Annotated in this window: 21 protein-coding genes; 2 read left to right on the plus strand and 19 right to left on the minus strand. The window is 43.3% G+C overall.

What is annotated here, in order from left to right; genetic code table 11:
* Positions 1–124: 124 nt before the first annotated feature.
* The 7 genes from recO to rpsU all read right to left on the minus strand — a co-directional run bounded on the left by recO (position 125) and on the right by rpsU (position 4,562).
* Complete coding sequence (gene recO / locus C5Z26_RS02745) at positions 125–901, minus strand: DNA repair protein RecO (protein ID WP_105450114.1); 777 nt, start codon at positions 899–901, stop codon at positions 125–127.
* 29 nt (positions 902–930) lie between these two features.
* Complete coding sequence (era, locus tag C5Z26_RS02750; protein ID WP_105448498.1) at positions 931–1,836, minus strand: GTPase Era; 906 nt, start codon at positions 1,834–1,836, stop codon at positions 931–933.
* A gap of 17 nt (positions 1,837–1,853) precedes the next feature.
* The gene (locus tag C5Z26_RS02755) at positions 1,854–2,267 is read right to left on the minus strand and encodes a diacylglycerol kinase family protein (RefSeq protein WP_105450115.1); all 414 of its coding nucleotides are present in this window, start codon (positions 2,265–2,267) and stop codon (positions 1,854–1,856) included.
* Positions 2,251–2,724 carry an rRNA maturation RNase YbeY gene (gene ybeY / locus C5Z26_RS02760; RefSeq protein WP_105448499.1) on the minus strand — a complete coding sequence of 158 codons (474 nt, stop codon included), beginning with the start codon at positions 2,722–2,724 and terminating at the stop codon, positions 2,251–2,253. The genes C5Z26_RS02755 and ybeY overlap by 17 nt, the downstream gene beginning before the upstream one ends.
* A gap of 12 nt (positions 2,725–2,736) precedes the next feature.
* Positions 2,737–3,714, minus strand: coding sequence for a PhoH family protein (locus C5Z26_RS02765; RefSeq protein WP_105448500.1), 978 nt, complete (start codon positions 3,712–3,714; stop codon positions 2,737–2,739).
* Between the two features lie 175 nt (positions 3,715–3,889).
* On the minus strand, positions 3,890–4,333 hold the full coding sequence (locus tag C5Z26_RS02770; protein ID WP_105448501.1) for a GatB/YqeY domain-containing protein: 444 nt from the start codon (positions 4,331–4,333) through the stop codon (positions 3,890–3,892).
* A 40-nt stretch (positions 4,334–4,373) separates the two neighbouring features.
* On the minus strand, positions 4,374–4,562 hold the full coding sequence (gene rpsU / locus C5Z26_RS02775; protein WP_105448502.1) for a 30S ribosomal protein S21: 189 nt from the start codon (positions 4,560–4,562) through the stop codon (positions 4,374–4,376).
* Between the two features lie 231 nt (positions 4,563–4,793).
* Between rpsU and C5Z26_RS02780 the strand changes: the two genes are divergently transcribed.
* On the plus strand, positions 4,794–5,609 hold the full coding sequence (locus C5Z26_RS02780; RefSeq protein WP_105448503.1) for a pyruvate, water dikinase regulatory protein: 816 nt from the start codon (positions 4,794–4,796) through the stop codon (positions 5,607–5,609).
* 58 nt (positions 5,610–5,667) lie between these two features.
* Here C5Z26_RS02780 and C5Z26_RS02785 read toward each other — a convergent pair whose 3' ends face one another.
* The 7 genes from C5Z26_RS02785 to hisS form a co-directional block, all read right to left on the minus strand.
* The gene (locus C5Z26_RS02785; protein WP_105448504.1) at positions 5,668–6,564 is read right to left on the minus strand and encodes a deoxyribonuclease IV; all 897 of its coding nucleotides are present in this window, start codon (positions 6,562–6,564) and stop codon (positions 5,668–5,670) included.
* A gap of 121 nt (positions 6,565–6,685) precedes the next feature.
* Complete coding sequence (locus C5Z26_RS02790) at positions 6,686–7,504, minus strand: ABC transporter permease (RefSeq protein ID WP_105448505.1); 819 nt, start codon at positions 7,502–7,504, stop codon at positions 6,686–6,688.
* A 27-nt stretch (positions 7,505–7,531) separates the two neighbouring features.
* Positions 7,532–8,659: a CDP-glycerol glycerophosphotransferase family protein gene (locus tag C5Z26_RS02795; protein ID WP_234005741.1), complete on the minus strand. Its 1,128-nt coding sequence runs from the start codon at positions 8,657–8,659 to the stop codon at positions 7,532–7,534.
* A gap of 204 nt (positions 8,660–8,863) precedes the next feature.
* Positions 8,864–9,739, minus strand: a complete 876-nt coding sequence (locus tag C5Z26_RS02800) for a YitT family protein (protein WP_105448507.1) — start codon at positions 9,737–9,739, stop codon at positions 8,864–8,866.
* A gap of 118 nt (positions 9,740–9,857) precedes the next feature.
* Complete coding sequence (gene msrA, locus C5Z26_RS02805; protein WP_105448508.1) at positions 9,858–10,394, minus strand: peptide-methionine (S)-S-oxide reductase MsrA; 537 nt, start codon at positions 10,392–10,394, stop codon at positions 9,858–9,860.
* 86 nt (positions 10,395–10,480) lie between these two features.
* Complete coding sequence (aspS, locus tag C5Z26_RS02810; RefSeq protein ID WP_105448509.1) at positions 10,481–12,259, minus strand: aspartate--tRNA ligase; 1,779 nt, start codon at positions 12,257–12,259, stop codon at positions 10,481–10,483.
* A gap of 19 nt (positions 12,260–12,278) precedes the next feature.
* Positions 12,279–13,562: a histidine--tRNA ligase gene (gene hisS / locus C5Z26_RS02815; protein WP_105448510.1), complete on the minus strand. Its 1,284-nt coding sequence runs from the start codon at positions 13,560–13,562 to the stop codon at positions 12,279–12,281.
* 390 nt (positions 13,563–13,952) lie between these two features.
* Between hisS and C5Z26_RS02820 the strand changes: the two genes are divergently transcribed.
* Positions 13,953–14,801 (plus strand): N-acetylmuramoyl-L-alanine amidase family protein, encoded by an 849-nt coding sequence (locus C5Z26_RS02820; RefSeq protein ID WP_105448511.1) that lies wholly within the window; start codon positions 13,953–13,955, stop codon positions 14,799–14,801.
* A gap of 69 nt (positions 14,802–14,870) precedes the next feature.
* On the opposite strand, the gene C5Z26_RS02825 is transcribed toward C5Z26_RS02820, so the two are convergent.
* From C5Z26_RS02825 to C5Z26_RS02845, 5 genes are all read right to left on the minus strand, one after another.
* The gene (locus tag C5Z26_RS02825) at positions 14,871–15,494 is read right to left on the minus strand and encodes an HAD family hydrolase (protein ID WP_105448512.1); all 624 of its coding nucleotides are present in this window, start codon (positions 15,492–15,494) and stop codon (positions 14,871–14,873) included.
* Between the two features lie 88 nt (positions 15,495–15,582).
* Positions 15,583–16,029: a D-aminoacyl-tRNA deacylase gene (gene dtd, locus C5Z26_RS02830; RefSeq protein WP_105448513.1), complete on the minus strand. Its 447-nt coding sequence runs from the start codon at positions 16,027–16,029 to the stop codon at positions 15,583–15,585.
* A gap of 13 nt (positions 16,030–16,042) precedes the next feature.
* Positions 16,043–18,307, minus strand: a complete 2,265-nt coding sequence (locus tag C5Z26_RS02835; protein ID WP_105448514.1) for a RelA/SpoT family protein — start codon at positions 18,305–18,307, stop codon at positions 16,043–16,045.
* Between the two features lie 93 nt (positions 18,308–18,400).
* A complete protein-coding gene (locus C5Z26_RS02840) occupies positions 18,401–18,724 on the minus strand; it encodes a hypothetical protein (RefSeq protein ID WP_105448515.1) in 324 nt (107 codons plus the stop codon).
* A gap of 69 nt (positions 18,725–18,793) precedes the next feature.
* Complete coding sequence (locus tag C5Z26_RS02845; protein WP_105448516.1) at positions 18,794–19,546, minus strand: 16S rRNA (uracil(1498)-N(3))-methyltransferase; 753 nt, start codon at positions 19,544–19,546, stop codon at positions 18,794–18,796.
* Positions 19,547–19,551 lie beyond the last annotated feature (5 nt).

The following is a 19,551-nucleotide window of genomic DNA, read 5'->3' on the forward strand; positions in this document are numbered from 1 at the left end:
ATTATCACAGCTCTTGACCATTTTCCACCACCATGGTCTCACTAAAAAAAGCTTGTCATAATCTTCTCTCATCAACACTTAACTATTCAGTTCTTCATCATCATAGCCGACCCATTCGCATTTGTCAATCATCGGCTGACCGTGGCTTGAGGGGTTGATACCAACTCCCCATCTGGTCAATGAACTTTTTAGACTTCAACCGCAGACCGACCGAATTTTGATAAATCTCATCTAAAATTCGTCTTAACTCAGCGGCTGTCGTTGGTTTAACTTTGATTGACTTAACTTTGGCTAAATCTAACACTGAAAATTGTCGCAGATAAAAAATAGCTGCTGGACTAGCATGTAACCGATGTGGATCCAAATGCCAATGTTGCTGACATAATAACCCACCGTAGCTTTCCGAGTAATCCAGCGGTAAATCTTGACGGCCACAAACCGTACACCACCGTAACTCGGGGGCAACCCCAAAAGCACCTAACAACTGAATCTCAACCACATTAGCCACTAAGGCTGGCGCAATCTCTTGGTCAATCAGTTGGAGGGCACTCGTTAGTTGTTGATACCAACGTCCCACCGGTTGATTATCCGGATACGCCACGTCAATTAAATTCATCACATACGTCGCATAAGCGTTAAGGGCAATATCTTGACTAATCTGTTCAAAATACTGAACTGAACGGACACTATTAATATAGGACAGGCTTTGGTCCCGTAAATCACCAACATATTCGCCCATCGTAAACGGCAATAATTCCGCGGCCATTTTAAACCCACGCCGGCGAGCACCGCGAATGAAGAACATTTTTTTGCCATACTCGGCAGTTAAAAACTTAATTAACATATCGCGTTCTCGATAATCACGCCGATATAACAGAATACCATTAAAATTGGTAATCATTTGTTGGGCCATTTACTCACCTAACGTTTCTAATAGTCATCTTGCCGGTAACCATAGCTTGCTAATAAGTTTTCCCGGTCTTTCCAATTTTCTTGCACTTTAACCCATAATTCCAAGTAAACTTTATCACCTAACAAGTTTTCAATATCACGCCGTGCCATCGAACCGATTCGTTTGAGCATACTGCCGCCCTTACCGATAATGATGCCTTTTTGCGAAGAACGTTCGATAATAATCGTCGCCTGAATATGAATTTTTTCTTCATCTTGGCGCTTAATGGATTCAATCACCACAGCCGTTGAATGTGGCACTTCCTGCCGTGTCAAGTCCAAGACTTTTTCTCGAATCAATTCCGAAATAATGAACCGTTCGGGATGATCAGTCACTTGATCAGCGGGATAGTACTGCGGGCCGACTGGCAATTTTTGTTTAAGCGTTGTGACCAATTCGTTCACATTATTGCCTTCCAACGCAGAAATGGGATAAACGTCAGCCCAATCTAAGGCATCCTTATATTGATCCATAATTTCCAATAAATGATCTGGATAAATTTGATCAATCTTATTAATCACTAAATAAATCGGCTTTTTAACCGTCTTCAATCGATCAATAATAAAATTGTCGCCCGCGCCTCGACGTTCATCGGCATTAATCATAAACAAGACCGCATCAACTTCACCTAAAGTCGACAACGCCGACTTAACCATGAAATCACCTAACCGACTTTGTGGCTTATGAATTCCGGGTGTATCAATAAACACCATCTGTGTATCATCCGTGGTATAAATACCTTGAATCCGGTTACGAGTCGTTTGGGCTTTATCTGACATGATCGCAACCTTTTGACCAACAACTCGATTTAATAAAGTTGATTTACCAACGTTAGGTCGGCCGATAATTGCGACGAACCCTGAGTGAAAATCTTTTTTGTCCATATTATTGTTATCCCTTTCTACCACCAAGTTAGCATCAATTGCCAAACTTTTGGTATAAACAAAATTAAACCGACTAGTACTGCAAACGCCGCGGCAAACACGACGGCACCGGCCGCAATATCCTTCACCTTTTTGGCTAACGGCTGATAATGCGGGCCCGTCACTAAATCACAAATATTTTCAGCAATCGTATTATTAATCTCACATAACATCACTAAGAAGATAGCCAGACATAGCCAGAGCCATTGATTAACTGACAGTCCGAAATACCAGCCCGCAATGATTGCAACCGCACCTAAGACCAGATGGGTCTGCATGTTACGCTCTTCGCGAACCACCGTTGTTAGCCCAGTCCAGGCATGCCGCCAAGACTGCCAAAACGAATGATTCTTCCCAACTTGCGGGCGCTGTGGCTTATTTTGCGAGGCCATAGTCATCTAAGATCTCCCGTTGTAATTGAAACATGGCTTTTTCGTCGGCTGGTTGTAAGTGATCATAGCCATTCAAATGCAAAAAGCCATGTACCACCAAATAGCCTAATTCCCGCGCACGAGAATGTTGTAAAAATGCAGCCTGTTCATCGACTTTATCAACTGAAATCATAATATCACCCAAGTTCAATGGCATTGCCGCCGCCATTTCTGGGTCCATAATAATGGTTTCATCGTCATCATGCATCGCAAAACTAATCACATCCGTGGGGCGATCAACCCCACGATACGTTTCATTAATTTTTTGAATAGCAGCGTTATTCATCAATGTCACGGAAACTTCAGTATCCTCACGTAAATCTAACCGTTTCCCAGCTAATGCAATTAATTCCCGGACTAACTGTAAATCTGCCGCCGCAGCCCCCGCAGTCGTTTGATCATATAATTCTAAATCCATGATTTCCTCCGTTTAGCGTTGTGTCGCATCATCGTAAGCCGTGACAATCTTGGCAACTACCGGATTACGAACCACGTCATCCGCGGTAAACGTCACAAACGTAATATCACTAATATTGCCTAAAATTTGTTCCGCTTGAATTAACCCACTAGCCGTATGCCGTGGTAAGTCAATCTGTGACACGTCGCCATTAACAATCATCTTAGCGCCAAAACCCAACCGGGTTAAGAACATCTTCATCTGTGCATTAGTCGTATTCTGAGCTTCATCCAAAATGACGAAAGCATGATCAAGGGTCCGACCACGCATGTAAGCCAACGGCGCAATCTCAATCACACCCCGATCCATTAACCGCTGCGTGTGTTCTGCACCGTAAATATCATAGAGCGCATCATAAATTGGCCGTAAGTAAGGGTCAACTTTTTCTTTGAGATCACCAGGTAAGAATCCCAGACTCTCGCCAGCCTCAACTGCCGGTCGAGTTAAAATGATTTTTTCTACTTCGCCGCGCTTCAAAGCTGCAATCGCCATTACAACGGCTAAATAGGTCTTCCCGGTCCCCGCAGGTCCGATGCCAAACGTAATATCACTCTGCTTGACCGCTTGCACATATTGGCGCTGACCAAGATTTTTAACTCGGACAGGACGCCCGCGATTATCTTTAATCAAGGTTTCAGCATATAAGTCTTTAAAGTAATCTAAAGTCCCGCGATTAACCATCTTAATGGCATTAATCACATCGGGCGCCCCAATCTGAATACCTTGTTTCATTAAACTCGTTAAATTTTCTAAAACAGCTTGCGCATTATGAACGGCACTTTCGTCATCACCGCTAATTGTCATCTGATCACCAAAGACGTGCAAATTAACATGTAACCCGTCTTCCAGCATTGCTAAATGCTGATCTTCTGGGCCCAGTAACGCTACTGATTGTGCTGGGTCAGCGATTAGAAATTTTTGTTCATATTTTGAGTTTTCAGTCAAAAACATGGACCCCTTTATTAACAGATTTAATTCACATCATTGGGCACACTAAATCAGTCTAATGACACTTATTTAAGTGTACTTTTGTGAACTAATCATAGCATAAAAGCCTAACCGCTACCAGCTTAGCGGATTTGGGACAAATAAAAAAAGTCAGGGAACGAATTCCCTGACTCAACCGTTAATTCAATAATGATTTAACTGTTTGATTGATAAGCTTGCCATCTGCTTGACCTTTAAGTTTTGGCATTACTGCACCCATTACTTTACCAAAGTCACCTTTACCAGTGGCTCCGACTTGTTCAATCGTGGCCGCAACAATTTGTTTGACTTCATCGTCAGACAATTGCTTTGGCATATACTTTTCAACAATCGTAATTTCGGCTTTAACCCCATCAACTAAATCTTGCCGACCAGCGTTCTCGAATTCACTTAATGATTCCCGACGTTGCTTCAATTCACGTGAAATCACGCTCGTTGCTTCATCTGCCGTTAATTCGTGCCCAGCATTAATCTTTTCATTCACTAATGCGGACTTAAGCATCCGTAAAACACTAAGGCTTTGCTTATCGCGTGCCTTCATTGCAGCTTTAAGATCACCATTGAGTGTTTCTGCTAAACTCATTGGGTACCCTCCTCGACTCAAGTGTTTCAATTAAATCGAATTACTTGAAACGACGACGGTTCTTACGCTTACGAGCTGCTTCAGATTTTAACTTCTTCTTCACACTTGGTTTTTCGTAAAATTCCCGTTTACGGTATTCTTGTAAAGTACCACTTTTTGAAACGTTACGTTTGAAGCGACGAAGAGCATCATCAAGAGATTCGTTTTTACGAACGACTGTTTTTGCCATATGAAATTCCCTCCCTCCGAGCTTAAAAAGTAACTGTCAAATTATGCATACTTACATAATACAACTGTTCTAGTAAATTATACATAAATAGAAAAACGGCGTCAACAAAAGTTTAAAAATAAATAAAAATAATCTGATTATTTTAACCAAATTGAAATGATAAATCGTTTTCATAACCGCGGTGCTATGCTACACTGAAGACATTATTGATACTGAAATGGGGTTTTGACAATGCAAGAAATAAAAATTTTTCTTTTATCTGATTCAGTGGGTGCCACCGCACATGCCGTCGCTCAAGCTGCCGCTGCCCAATTTTCAAATGTTGAAATTAACTATCAGCGGTTCCCATTCGTACGGACCACGTCGCTGTTAAATACCGTCTTGGCACAAGCTTTAAAAGACCATGCCGTTATTTTTCATACTTTTGTGGATCGTCAGCTTAGTAAAAGTGTGAATGCCTTTTGTCAGGAACATCACTTACCTTACTATGACGTCATCACGCCGGCCTTAGATACATTCTCCGAAGTGACCCACTTGCAACCGGCCAATCATCCGGGCACGGTCCACGCCCTAAATGATAACTATTTTGACCGTATTAACGCCATTGAATTTGCCGTGACCTATGATGATGGTAAGAATCCCACTGGTTTCTTAACTGCTGACGTTGTTTTACTAGGGGTATCTCGAACTTCTAAAACACCGCTATCTCTATATTTGGCTAACCAAAACTTAAAAGTCGCTAATTTACCGTTGGTTCCCAAGGCTCAAATCCCAGATGAAATCTGGCAAGTCGATCCTAAAAAGATTTTCGGTCTCACTAACGATCCTGAACAATTGAACACGATTCGCCGGCAACGCATGGTGCAATACGGCTTAAATCCAGATACCATGTATTCGAATACCGACAAAATCAAAGAAGAATTAGCTTACGCAGATAAGATTTTCAAAAAAACTGGCTGTCTTGTGATTAACGTGGCCAACAAATCTATTGAGGAGACGGCAACCTTGATTACAGAAAGTCTCGGTTATAACGAAGCCAATCAATAAACTAATCTTCACTGGCGCTTGGACTAAAATCCAAGCGTTTTTTTGTTCACGTTCATATTTAGGCTTGCTGTTCAATCGTTGCCAAGAGATCAGCATTAAATTGACCCGCTTTAAGCATCGCAATCTCATATTTATAAGGGGCAACTTGATGTTTTTTATCTGGCCCAACATAAGGCGTTTCTAAAATTTTACTAATCGTCGTTAATTGGGGATGATGGGCAATCTGGTTCAACGTTTCAAACCCAATGGTCCCTAAACCAAGGTTAGCGTGGCGATCTTTATGTGACCCTTGTGGATTTTTAGAATCGTTCAAGTGAATCACCTGTAATCGGTCTAGCCCAATCACATGGTCAAATTCATTTAGAACCCCATCAAAATCAGTTTTAATGGCATAACCCGCATCACTCGTATGACAAGTATCAAACGTCACCGACAGCTTTTCATTATAAGTGACCCCATCAATGATGGCCGCCAATTCCTCAAACGTCCGCCCAACTTCGGTCCCTTTCCCCGCCATCGTTTCAATGGCAATATGAATCGTTTGATCTGGTCGAATCACTGCATTTAATCCCTTAATAATTTGGGCAATCGCTGCTGGTGCGCCTGCCCCAACGTGCGCGCCAGGATGCAAGGTTAATTGAGTCGCACCAACCGCTTCAGCACGTTCAATCTCATGATATAAAAAGTCAGTAGCAAAATCAAAGTACCCCGGCTTCTTGGTATTACCAAGATTAACGATGTACGGCGCATGCACCACAATTTGTTGTAAATCGTGAGCTTGCATAACCGCTTGACCGGCTGAAATATTCAAATCTGCAATGGGCTTGCGACGCGTATTTTGTGGCGCCCCAGTATAAATCATGAACGTATTGGCCCCGTAACTAACGGCTTCATTAGCAGCACCCAGTAACATATCTGGCGCCTTCATTGAAACATGTGACCCTATTCTAAGCATTTTTTACACCTAACCTTTTTAGTTTTTAATCAAGAAAGGGCCCGAGACAATTGTCCCAGGCCCTTTTGTAAGCAAGTCCTTTAATGGCATGGATTTGGCTGACCTGTCATCAAATTATCGTTTAAATCATATCCACGAAACGTGAACGGAACTTATAATGTAAATGTGAACCGACTAGTAATACGACTAAGATAAAGCCCCAGAAAATGAGCGTTAACAATGGTCGATCCCAGATATAGGTTCCGCTACCTTGATTAAACATCGATTGGCGGAACCCTGAGATAATATACCAGAATGGATTCAATTCAAGAATCCGGACAAACGGCGCTGGAAAGCCCGTTGTTTGGAAATTGAATAATACGCCTGATAAATAAAATAGCATCCGCATAATGGATTGTAATAAGATCTGCCAATCTCGGATTAGGACAGAAACTGTCGAGTTAAAGACACTCAGGGCAAACATTAGTGCCATCATCGCAATAAAGTAATAAATCCATTGCAACCAAGCAATTGAAGGGTAAATGCCATTAAAGAAGCCTAACCCAATTGAGAACACTAACATCGTCCAAAATGCATTCAAGTTACCAACAATTCGAATTGAGGGTAACACAGAAACTGGAAACTTCATTTTTGAGACCATGTTTACCCGTTGATAGATACTCTTCGACCCATCCAGGATGGCTCGGTTCATGAAGAACCACGGGGTAATCCCAATAACCATCCACATTAAGTATGAGACGCCATCCAGATCACTGCCCTTTTTGAACCCACCACTGAAGACAATCCAATAAATGGCAATTTGAATTAACGGATATAAATATTCCCAAGCTAATCCCAGATAATGGCTTTGATAACTGGCTTGATCTTCATAATTAGAAATCCGCCAAATAATTCCCCAATTCTGGAATTGCTCTTTAATAATTGATACGACCTCTTTCAAGGCACTGACACTCCCTATCTGTACTGTTTATTTTTTATAAAAATAGGCTAACGTTCGCGCAGTTGCTTGACCATCATTATAGGTATTCCACAATTGATTGAAAGCCTGCACGGATTGCCGTTCAGCCGGCGCTGCTAAGACACGATTCAGTTCGGCCATCGTTTGAACTAACGGCCCTGGTGCCCACTGTTCAAAATCAGGTTGTAACCCCACGGCCTGCTGAAAGTTTTGCCAGTCAAAAACATAGAATACCATTTTTTGACAATTTGGCAAGAGCGCATAGTCAAAAATAACGGATGAATAATCACTAATTAACGTCTCGGTGATGGTTAACAATTCATCAGTACTAAAGTCTGGTACTAGCATAATTAACCCTGGATACTGCTTTAACAAAGCTGCCGCTTGCGCCGCCAAGTGCGGATGTAACTTAACAATCAGCACTTGCTTAGCCGTTAACTGCAATTCGCCAAAATCTGCCGGTAGCTCAAAGGTGACGCCAGCCCGATAAGTGGGGGCATACAAAAGCACTTCACGATTTTCTAATTGCGGATACTGCGCATAGATAGCCGCCCGAGTTTGTTGCACCCAAGTCGGCTGCCGATAACGATCCGAGCGTGGATACCCCAACACCCGCATCCGCTCGCGGGGGACATGATAACTCGTCGCAAACACTGCGCCCATCTTATCAGCCCCAACCACATAGTCGGTCAACTGATTATAGACTTTTTGAAAGCGATGCTGATCAGCGGTGGAACGTTGCACCGTCTGTGGGTCGCCCCAACCAAACGCTTTAACCGCCCCACCAGCGTGCCACAGTTGAATGAGTCGTTGTCCTTTGCCACGGGTTAACCCTGCCGTAAACGCAAAATAATTATCACAATACACATCCACGGCCTGAGTAATCACGGGAATTCCGGTTAACACAAAGTGCAACGAATCTTGAAATGGCTGAGTTGCTACCCCCTGAGCAGCTAATTGTTCAGCACCGACCGTCGCTGACGGCAAGTAATACACGGTTAAGCGTCCAGGGACCCGCTGCGCCAGTGCCATGATAAACTCAAGATTATCTGCAAAACTCATCAAATAAATAATCTGTTGTGAGCGTTTAAAATGGGCTAACCACGAAACTAGCGTGAGTAGCCACAAATAGCCCATTTTTTTCAAACAAGTCACCCTTTCACGGCTAAACTAACCTCATCTAACCCGTTAATAAGCACTATTTATCAGTTTAGCATATTTAAAAAAACCAAGTATGGCATTCTTATAAAATAATATAATTTTAATAAACAAGCCGGCACTTTTTGCAAGCGTTGCTAACTAAAAACAGCCATCAATCACCATTGACAGCTGCTTAGGTCGTTACGGCTCAGGCTCATAAAAGTGGCCCAAGATTTTAACTGTATCTGAAATACTGACAAAGGCATGCGGGTCAGACTCGGCCATTGCGGCAGTAAGTTCTGACATTTCATACCGCGTAATTACCGTAAATAAAATCGTCTTATCATCGTGACGATAGGCCCCTTCAGCGTTATGCACAATGGTCACCCCGCGCCGAATTCGATTCTGAACACTATCAATCACCGTTTTCGGACGACTGGTAATAATCATCACTTGCATCTTTTGTTGGCGCGTATACGTCATATCAATGACTCGGCCATTGACCAATAACCCTAAAGCAGAGTAAAAAGCATAGGGCCACCCATAGATGAACCCTGCGGCAATGACAATGAGCGAGTTAAATGCCATATTAATGGTCCCGATACTACGGCCTGTTTTACGCCGTAAGACGATGCCGATAATATCTAAGCCCCCCGTTGAAATCCCATTTCTCAATGACATCCCGGTCCCAAAGCCATTAACTGCGCCCCCAAAAATCGCACAAATAATCGGATCATGGGTCAAACTTTCTGGCGCCACAACTTTAATCATAATACTTGAAAGTGCGACGGCTAAGAATGTAAAAATTGTAAACCGGTGGCCGATTGACCGCCACGCAATGATAAACATTGGCACATTCAATAGGAACAATAGTAACGCCGTTGAAAATTGAATGGGTAAGAATTTCGTCATCAAACTATTAATTAATTGCGCTAACCCAGTAATCCCAGAAGAATAAATGTGTCCCGGTGTCCAAAAGAAGTTCATCGCGACAGACACTAAAATCGCGTAAATAAATGCTGTTGAGGCCTTCGTCACATCACGATGCCGCCGAGTCAACTGCTGAAAATCATTCATGGCTGAAAATGCTCCTTTATATGTTGTCTTCGTTATTTTAACATTACTAAACTGCGACAAACAGGGCTGTGCACTTTTCTACCGAAAGTCTCACGGTTCTCAGCAAATTCACAGGTTATCAATCGACTTTTGGCGCTTGTTGCCAATGGTCTGCAATAAAGGCCGCCCGACCACCTGCTTCTTGTGCTGCAAAGACGACTGGATTATTCGCATAGAACCGTTGATGTTGCGCTTCAGCTGGATAAAAGGGTTGAACGGCTTCAATCTTAGTCACAATGGGCTTATCAAACTGTTCAGCGGCTTGCAACCGTTGCTTAGACGCTGTTGCTAGCTGTCGTTGTTGCTCACTATTGACGAAAATCACTGGCCGATAATTATCACCACGATCTTGAAACTGTCCCATGGCATCCGTCGGGTCCGTTTGCCGCCAATAAATATCAACTAACGTTGCATAAGTAATTTGGGCCGGATCAAAGGTAATCTTTACCGCTTCAGTATGACCAGTTTGATGTGATTTCACTTGTTCGTAAGTTGGGTTAACGGTATGACCACCCGTATATCCTGAAACAACACTGATAATTCCGGGCTGATGATCAAATGGTTGGACCATACACCAAAAACATCCACCAGCAAAAATTGCAGTTTCACTGCTCATTAAAATCACTCCAATTAAATTTTAATATAAATTTAACACTAACTAAAAAGAACGTCCAGTTATTCACCAGACGTTCTCGCTTAAAATTAAGCTTTATCAGTTGGTTTAGTTACAAATAAAGCCAAATCTTGTAATTGTCGTTCAGAAACTTCAGCTGGCGCATTGGTCATTGGTTCGGAAGCCTTGGAATTCTTTGGGAACGCAATCACTTCACGAATGTTATCGTTGCCGGACAGCAACATTGCAAATCGGTCTAAGCCGATTGCTAAGCCGCCATGCGGTGGAAAGCCCATGTCTAAAGCATCTAACAAGAAGCCAAATTGCGCTTGTGCCCGTTCTGGCGTGAAGTTTAATGCTTTGAACATCTTTTCTTGCAAGTCGCGGGTATGAATCCGGATTGAGCCGCCCCCTAATTCATAACCATTTAAGACGATATCATAAGATTGTGCATGCGCTTGATGAGGATCTTCACCCTCATTTAAATAATGCACATCTTCTTCATTCGGCATTGTGAAAGGATGATGCGCAGAGACCCAGCGTTCAATCCCTTCATCATATTCGAATAATGGCCAGTCAACGACCCAAAGGTAGGCATATTTGCTATCATCAATCAGCCCTTGTTCTTTGGCAATTGCTTTCCGCAAGTAACCTAAGGTATCAGAAACGACCTTAAAGCTGTCTGCGGCAAATAAGAGTAAATCACCAGGCTTAGCATCTGCCGCCGTTGTAATTGCCTCAAAATCATCTTTAAAGAACTTGGCAACGGGACCGCTGAAGCTATCATCGGTGACTTTCATCCAGGCCAAGCCCTTAGCACCGAACCGTTCGACATAACTCGTGTAAGCATCAATGGCTTTACGTGAATATTGGTCAGCACCACCAGGAACTGCAATCGCTTTGACACAACCGCCATTTTCAAGCGCGCCGGTAAAGACTTTAAACTCACTATTAGCGACTACTTTGGACATATCCTTTAATTCCATGCCAAAACGCACATCTGGCTTGTCAGAACCAAAGCGGTCCATTGCTGATTGCCAAGTAATCCGATCAAAAGGTGTTTTAATCTCGACCCCTTTGACGTCATGCATGACTTTTTTGATTAAGCCTTCTGTATAACTTTGAATTTCTTCCGCCGTTAAGAATGATGTTTCCATATCAATCTGGGTGAATTCTGGTTGCCGATCTCCCCGTAGATCTTCATCACGGAAACAACGCGCAATTTGATAGTACCGGTCGAAGCCAGCCCCCATCAATAATTGCTTAAATAACTGTGGTGATTGTGGTAACGCATAGAAATGACCTTGATAAACCCGTGACGGTACCAAGTAATCCCGCGCACCTTCAGGCGTTGATTTCGTCAAGAATGGCGTTTCAATGTCATAAAAGTCATTAGCATCAAAGTAACTGTGAACCGCACGCGTAATCCCATTACGAATCTTTAGGCCACGTTGCATTTCTGGCCGACGTAAGTCTAAATACCGATACTTCAACCGTAATTCATCAGATACATTGATGTCATCTTGAATATAAAATGGTGGCGTCTTAGCTTGGTTTAAAATCTTAGCCGTTTGAATTTCGACTTCCACTTTACCCGTCTTCATCCGTGGATTGATGGCAGCATCACTACGACTAACGACCTTACCTTGAACTTCAATCACGTATTCATTCCGTAATTGATCAGCAATCGCTAATGCATCCGTTGAAAATTCTTGGCTAAATACCAACTGAACGATGCCTTCACGATCTCGTAAATCAATAAAGATTAAGCCACCTAAATCCCGGCGTTTTTGTACCCAACCTTGTAACGTCACGGCTTGACCCAAAAATTCTTCGTTAACTAGACCAGCATAAGTTGTTCGTTTCATTAAAGTAGGACCTCCTTAATTATTGTGCAGTTAAAACTTGCTTCACATTGGCGTAAATGTCAGTCATGCTAACTTGAGTTTCAATCCCAGTCGCCATGGCTTTGACATTCACAACGCCAGCTTCAATTTCACTCTCACCGACGGTCATTGTATAACGTGCATGCAACCGATCAGCACTCTTAAATTGCGCTTTAGGCTTACGATCCAAGTAATCCCGTTCGGCGGTTAAGCCTGCCTCCCGGACCGCTTGTACCAACTTCAAGGTCGTGGCGCTAGCTGCATCACCAATACCAACGACATAGACGTCTAACCCATCATCAGTTGGGAAAGCACTCTGTTCAGCGTCCATCAATACTAATAGCCGTTCAACACCGAGACCAAAACCAACCCCGGACGTTTCTGGACCACCGAGTTCTTTGACTAACCCATTGTAGCGTCCCCCAGCACAGATTGTGGTGTAACCTTGACCCAACGCTTTTGACTTGGTCATGATTTCAAAAATAGTATGGTTATAATAATCCAACCCACGAACCATCGTGGCATCAATTTCAAACGGAATCGCTAGCGCAGTTAAAAACTGCTGAGCCTGGTCAAAGTGAGTCTTCGCTGTTGGGGTTAAGTAATCTAAAATCGATGGTGCGGCGGCAACAAACTTTTGATCTTCAGGGGCCTTACTATCGAGCACCCGCAATGGATTCTTGTGTAACCGAGCCTTAGAATCATCACTCAACTCTTCAAAATGAGGTTCCAAATAGTCAATCAACGCTTGTCGATAAGCATCACGTGTGGCCTGATCACCTAAAGTATTAATCACCAACTTCAAGTCATTCAAACCAAATTTTTTCAACAGATTAAAGCCCATGGCAATGACTTCGACATCTAAAGCTGCACTTTCACTCCCAAAAGCTTCCACCCCAAGTTGATGAAACTCACGAAGCCGACCAGATTGTGGCCGTTCATAACGATACATTGGTCCCATGTAATAAACCTTATAAGGCTTCAAAATTTGTGGCCCATATAATTTATTTTCAACAAAGGCCCGCACGACCCCGGCAGTTCCTTCTGGCCGTAAGGTAATGTGACGATCTCCTTTATCATGAAAATCATACATTTCCTTAGTCACAATATCTGAAGTGTCTCCCGCTGAACGTGAGAAAACTTCAAAATTTTCAAAAATTGGCGTCCGAATTTCTTTGAACTGGTAAGTCTTAAACACTTGTCGCGCTGTTGCTTCAACATATTGCCACTTTTCACTATCACCGGGCAAAATATCGGCTGTCCCTTTAGGCCGTTGATATCTCATTTTATTTTCCTCCTTCAGTAAATCGACAAAAAAAGCGCCCTTGATTGTTTATCCAAGGGCGCTTTTATGCGCGGTACCACCTTTATGAGCACTGACTGATAACGTCTGTTCAACACAGGCGGAACTTTACGTTCACCTCAAAAGTGTCTCCTCATTAGGATGCTTTCCGGAATTCTCAGCACTACCGGTCTCTGGTTAAAGCGTTGCCTGATGCTCTGGCTTTCTCTGCGGTCGATTTATTAACTTATGATTAAAGTTACACGAAATACTAGCAAAAGTCAACTATTGCCAGTAAAATTATCCGGAATAATCCGTTACAAGGGGTCCTTTTTTGGTATACTACTTTGGTACTAAAAAAAGCAGTCATTATTTAACTAGTTGGTGAAACTCATGCAAGTATTAAAACGCTTTTGGCGGCAAATTACCGTCACGCTAATTTTTATTGGTTTAGTCGCGGGCTTTACCTTTCTGCTCGCCACACACAATACCGCCGTTGTTAACATCGCCAACGTTAACATCCGGCAAGGACCTGGAATGAGTTATGCCATCACGGACGCAACCACCAAGGGCACAAAAGTTCACATTGTGCGGCGTAAAAACAACTGGCTGTACGTGCGCTATGCGGACCATAAATTTGGTTGGATTGCAAGTTGGCTCGTTAACGAAAACAACAGTCAACTCACCAGAACGACTAAGATTTCTGAGGCCACTATCGTGATTGATCCCGGCCATGGCGGCTCCGATTCCGGGGCCCTCTCCAGTAAAGGTAAAATGGAAAAGACCTATACGCTCCGTGTTGCTAAAGTCGTCGCAAAACGGTTACGCGCTGCGGGCGCTCACGTTGTCTTAACACGTGATACTGATAAATGGGTCAGTCTAACTAATCGGCCTGCCGTCGCCAATAAATTACACGCTGATGCGTTTATCAGCTTCCATTTTGACAGCACTGCCGAGAAGAATCAGGCCTCTGGCATTACCACTTACTACTATCACAAGTCGACGTCATTAGGGCTAGCCAATGCCCTAAGTAGCGATGTGGATGCGTTACCCATTAGAAATAAAGGGACTGAATTTGGTGATTTCTTAGTCATTCGGGATAATCAAGTTCCAGCTGTGTTAATGGAACTCGGTTATATCAATGATAAATCTGATTTTAAAACCATCAGTTCTAAGAAATACCCCAACGAAGTCGCCCACGCCGTTTACGCTGGTTTATCAACCTACTTTGCCAATCAATAAGCCCTACAGTAAAATCCCAGTTACCGCCGCATCTTTGCCGGTAACTGGGATTTTACTGTGTCACTGACCCTACTTAATCCGAGGTAATAAAGCCGTCAACTGATCGACCTGCAGTTCTGGATGACTAGTCACGGTAATTAGATGATCGACATCAAATAAATACCCAGCTATCTTAGCGTTGTGCCCGGCGTCAATATCTAAATTGCGATCGCCAACCATCACTGCCTGCGACCGGTCTACTTGATGTTTCGTTAACAGATAGTTCAACGCAGCCGGGTCTGGCTTGCGTGGGAAAGGCTGGGCGGCCGTGACAAAATCAGTAAAATAAGTGGTCAAGTGAGCCCGCTGTAAATAGGTTAACGCACTCGTTCCACGATGTGTCATCAAATAATTATGACCACCAACTGCTTGCACCTTTGCTAAGACCTGCTCAGCACCAGCAAACGCGTTTGGGGCGACTTGTAAGGTTGGTTCAACTTGCTGATAACCGGCCCGAATCGCCTGCCAATCCCAGCCATAACGTTCAGCCAGCGTTCGTTCCGCCATACCAACCGAGTGTTGGCGCATCAGTTGATAGGTTTCATCAGCACTCACTTGCCCCCCTAGTACTCGCACAGCTTGCTGAAAAGCAGCTACCATTGCTGGATAAGTGTTCAATAAGGTCCCATCTAAATCCCAAATAAAATCATGCATCGTCTGTCAACTCCTTAACCTGTTTGTTGGTATTCACAAAAACGTGGGCCCCAATCGGTCATCACTCACCTTGGTCCCACGTTTAATCTTATTTATTTTCAGTATCGTAACAAATAGTCACTGGCCCATCGTTCACCAAAGCCACTTGCATATCAGCACCAAATTCACCAGTCGCCACTTTAAGCCCCGTTGCTGCTAGCTGTTCATTAAATGTATGATACAACTGATTAGCCCTAACTGGGGCACCGGCAGCGGTGAAACTAGGCCGATTGCCATGTTGGGTCTCCGCATAGAGGGTAAATTGTGAAATTGATAAAATAGCCCCACCAACTTGCTGGATATTCAAGTTCATTTTTCCTTGGTCATCACTAAAAACACGTAAGTTTAAAATCTTATGCGTTAAATAATCCAATTCTGGTTGACCATCGCCATCACGAAACCCGACGAGTAACACATAACCAGCTTGAATGGCCCCATGAACTTGACCAGCAATCGTTACTTGGGCTTTTTGAACCCGTTGTAAGACAACTCGCACGTCCAAAAACCTCCTAGAATAGCTTCCGTTCAACAACGTACACATCTTGAATATTCTTAAGACTCTCAATAATGCGTTGCAAATGCGCTAAGTTGCGAACACCTAACGAAACGCTAACAATCACCATCTTGTTATGGTCAACTTTCCCATTAACGTTCGTCAAAAACTTCGTATTATTGTTAACCACTTTGAGCACATCATTCAATAGTCCATTTCGGTTATAACCTTGAATTTCTAAATCAGAGTTATAGTTTGTCCGATCGCCTTCTGAATCTTCCCAAGCCACTTCAATCAACCGTTCACCCTGAGACTCAGCGTTCTTGACATTGGGACAGTCTACCCGGTGTACCGAGACACCACGACCTTTGGTGATATACCCCACGATTTCATCGCCAGGAATTGGCGAACAACAATGGCTCAATCGCACTAAGAGGTTGTCAACGCCTTGAATAATGACCCCACCAGATGATGACACTTTTTTGCGCTTGTCATCTTGTTTGTCCTTATCCTCATGCTGATCTTTAGCCTTTTTCTTAGGCGTCGCCTCATGATGTTCGGCCAGAATCTCTCGCTCACGTTCTCGCTGACGATCCGCTTCACGTTGTTTCCGTACATCACTCGTTAACCGATTAGCAATCCCTACCGGCTGAATATCCCCAAATCCTAAAGCTGCATACAAATCATCATCACTTGCATAATGCATCTTTTTAGCAACTGCTTCAACCTTTTCTTTGGTCATGACTGTTTTCGGGTTGAAATCAAAATCACGTAATTGTCGATCTAGCAAGTCACGACCAGTGCTGATATTTCCCTCACGATCCGCATTACGGAAAAACTGTTTGATTTTATTACGTGCCCGTCGCGTATAGACTAATTTTTGCCAATCCCGACTAGGCCCAGTTGAACTTGTGGACGTTAAAATATCAACAATGTCCCCATTTTTAATCTGATAATCCAACGGCACGATTTTACCATTGACTTTAGCACCAGTCGTATGGTTGCCAACTTCAGTATGAATGGAGTAAGCCATATCCAGCGGACCAGCACCTTTCGGCAATTCCGTGACATCACCTTTAGGGGTAAAAGCATAGACGCGGTCGCTAAATAAATCGCCTTTAACGCCTTCCATAAAGTCAGCCGCGTCTTTACTTTCATCTTGTAATTCGATAATTTCCTTAACTAAGTTTAATTTATTACCAGAACGCGTCGTCTGAACTTGATCATGCACGCCTTCTTTGTAGGCCCAGTGCGCTGCAACCCCATATTCAGCCACCCGATGCATCTCATAAGTACGGATTTGAATCTCTAATGGCTTACCTTCAGGACCAACAACGGTCGTGTGTAAGGATTGATACATATTAGCTTTAGGCATGGCAATATAGTCTTTAAATCGCCCGGGCATCGGCTTCCATTGCGTATGAATTGCCCCTAAAACAGCATAACAATCTTTAATCGAGTCAACCACGACCCGAATAGCCAGCAAATCATAGAGTTGACTAAACTGCTTATGCTTATCACGCATTTTTTTGTAGATAGAATAAATGTGTTTCGGTCGCCCATAGATTTCAGCATCCGGTAAGTTAAGATCACGCAAAGCTTGATGAATGTCTTGGATGGCAATTTCGATATACTTTTCCCGATCTTCACGTCGCGAATTCATCAAATGCACAATCCGATAGTATTGCTGTGGATTTAAATAGTGAAGTGAAATATCTTCTAGTTCCCATTTAATCGTGCTAATCCCTAATCGGTCTGCAATTGGCGCATAAATTTCCAACGTTTCATTGGCAATCCGGCGTTGCTTATCCGGCCGCAAATGCTGTAAGGTTCGCATATTATGTAACCGATCCGCTAACTTCACAATCATCACGCGAATGTCCTTTGACATTGCTAACAACAATTTACGATGATTTTCAGCTAGTTGTTCCTTGTTGGATTTATAGCGAATCTTACCCAATTTCGTCACACCGTCGACAATGACGGCCACGTCTTTACCAAAGACTTCTTCAACATCACCCAAAGTGACGCCAGTATCTTCAACCACATCATGCAAAAAACCAGACGCTACTGTTTCCGGATCCATTTTAAGTTCCGCCAAAATACCAGCGACCTGAATAGGATGCATAATATAAGGTTCACCAGACTGTCGCGACTGATTTTTATGCACATACGTCGCAAAATCACAGGCCCGTTTGACCAACGCAACATGTTCCGCATTCATATATTTTTGAACCGCATCAAGCACATCTTGCGCAGTCCAGGTAGGTTGTTTAGACATTCTATCACCACGATTTCAAAAGATTCAAATTTTATAAAAAGACACGTTAGCTTGTCACCACGTGTCTTATCGCTCACTTATTACATTTATGGACTACCGTGGGCGACTCATACCGTAACCCAAATACGAAATCCCCAAGTCCACTAAAGCCAAGTAATAAACGTACGAGGGGAAAAATAAATATAGACCCAGCAAACAGAACACTGGTAATAGCCAGACTAGCCAACCGGTTCGAGCCGTTCGTCGAATCTGCCAACCAATAATGGCGGCAACCAAAAAATCAAAAACAAATAACAGCCATACGATTTGATGAAAACGGCTAACGCTTAATAACTTTAATAGCCATGGCAAGCCAACGCCAACGATAATCGCAACTAACCAATATTGACCACTAAATTCACGAAATTTTTCCGTCAAACTAATCCCTCGCTTACGATAAATTGCTTACTAATTATAATAATTTATTGTACACCATCAACTGGCAAATTACACTAATTCCTGCCAAAAAGAAACCGCACTAAGGAGGTACATTGGCGCCGTTTCAGCCCGCATTATTCGCGGACCTAATCCCGCCGCAACAACGCCCATCGTTGCCAAATCGGCCACTTCGGTCGTCGTTAACCCACCTTCAGGACCAAAAATAGCTAATAAACGCTGTTTAGCTTGTAATTTGGTCAACGTTTTTACTAACTGGCCCCGCTCACCGTGCTTCGCCGATTCTTCCCAGGCAACGACACCTGCATCATGCGGCACTTGAGCAACCAACGTCGTTAAGTTAGACTGATAGCTCACCGTTGGAACCACCGTCCGATGGGATTGTTCCGCTGCCGACTGTGCAATTTTTGCTAACCGTGCGAGTTTGCGTTCACGTTTATTAGGTGCCCATTTAGCCACAGCATATTGACTATCAAAGAAAACAAAGTTAGCTGCCCCTAGCTCAGTACCTCGTTGCACAATTTGTTCGGTTTTATCCCCCTTAGAAACCCCGCAAGCAATCGTCACATTAAGTGCCAGTTCCACTTGTGGCATGGTGACAGTCATAACCTCAACTTGAACTGTTTCAGCTGTAACCGTAGCGAGCTGCCCGATAACGACTTGCTGGCTAGGGGTCACGAATTCAGCTTGGTCACCTACTTGAGCCCGCATGACTTTAAGCCAATGATGGACTGGATCACCAGTTAAGGCAAACCGACTGCCAATTTGCGTCGCAATTGCCGTTGTCAAAAAATAACGTTGCATCGTCG

The organism is Lactobacillus sp. CBA3606 (assembly GCF_002970935.1).
Taxonomy (GTDB): domain Bacteria; phylum Bacillota; class Bacilli; order Lactobacillales; family Lactobacillaceae; genus Lactiplantibacillus.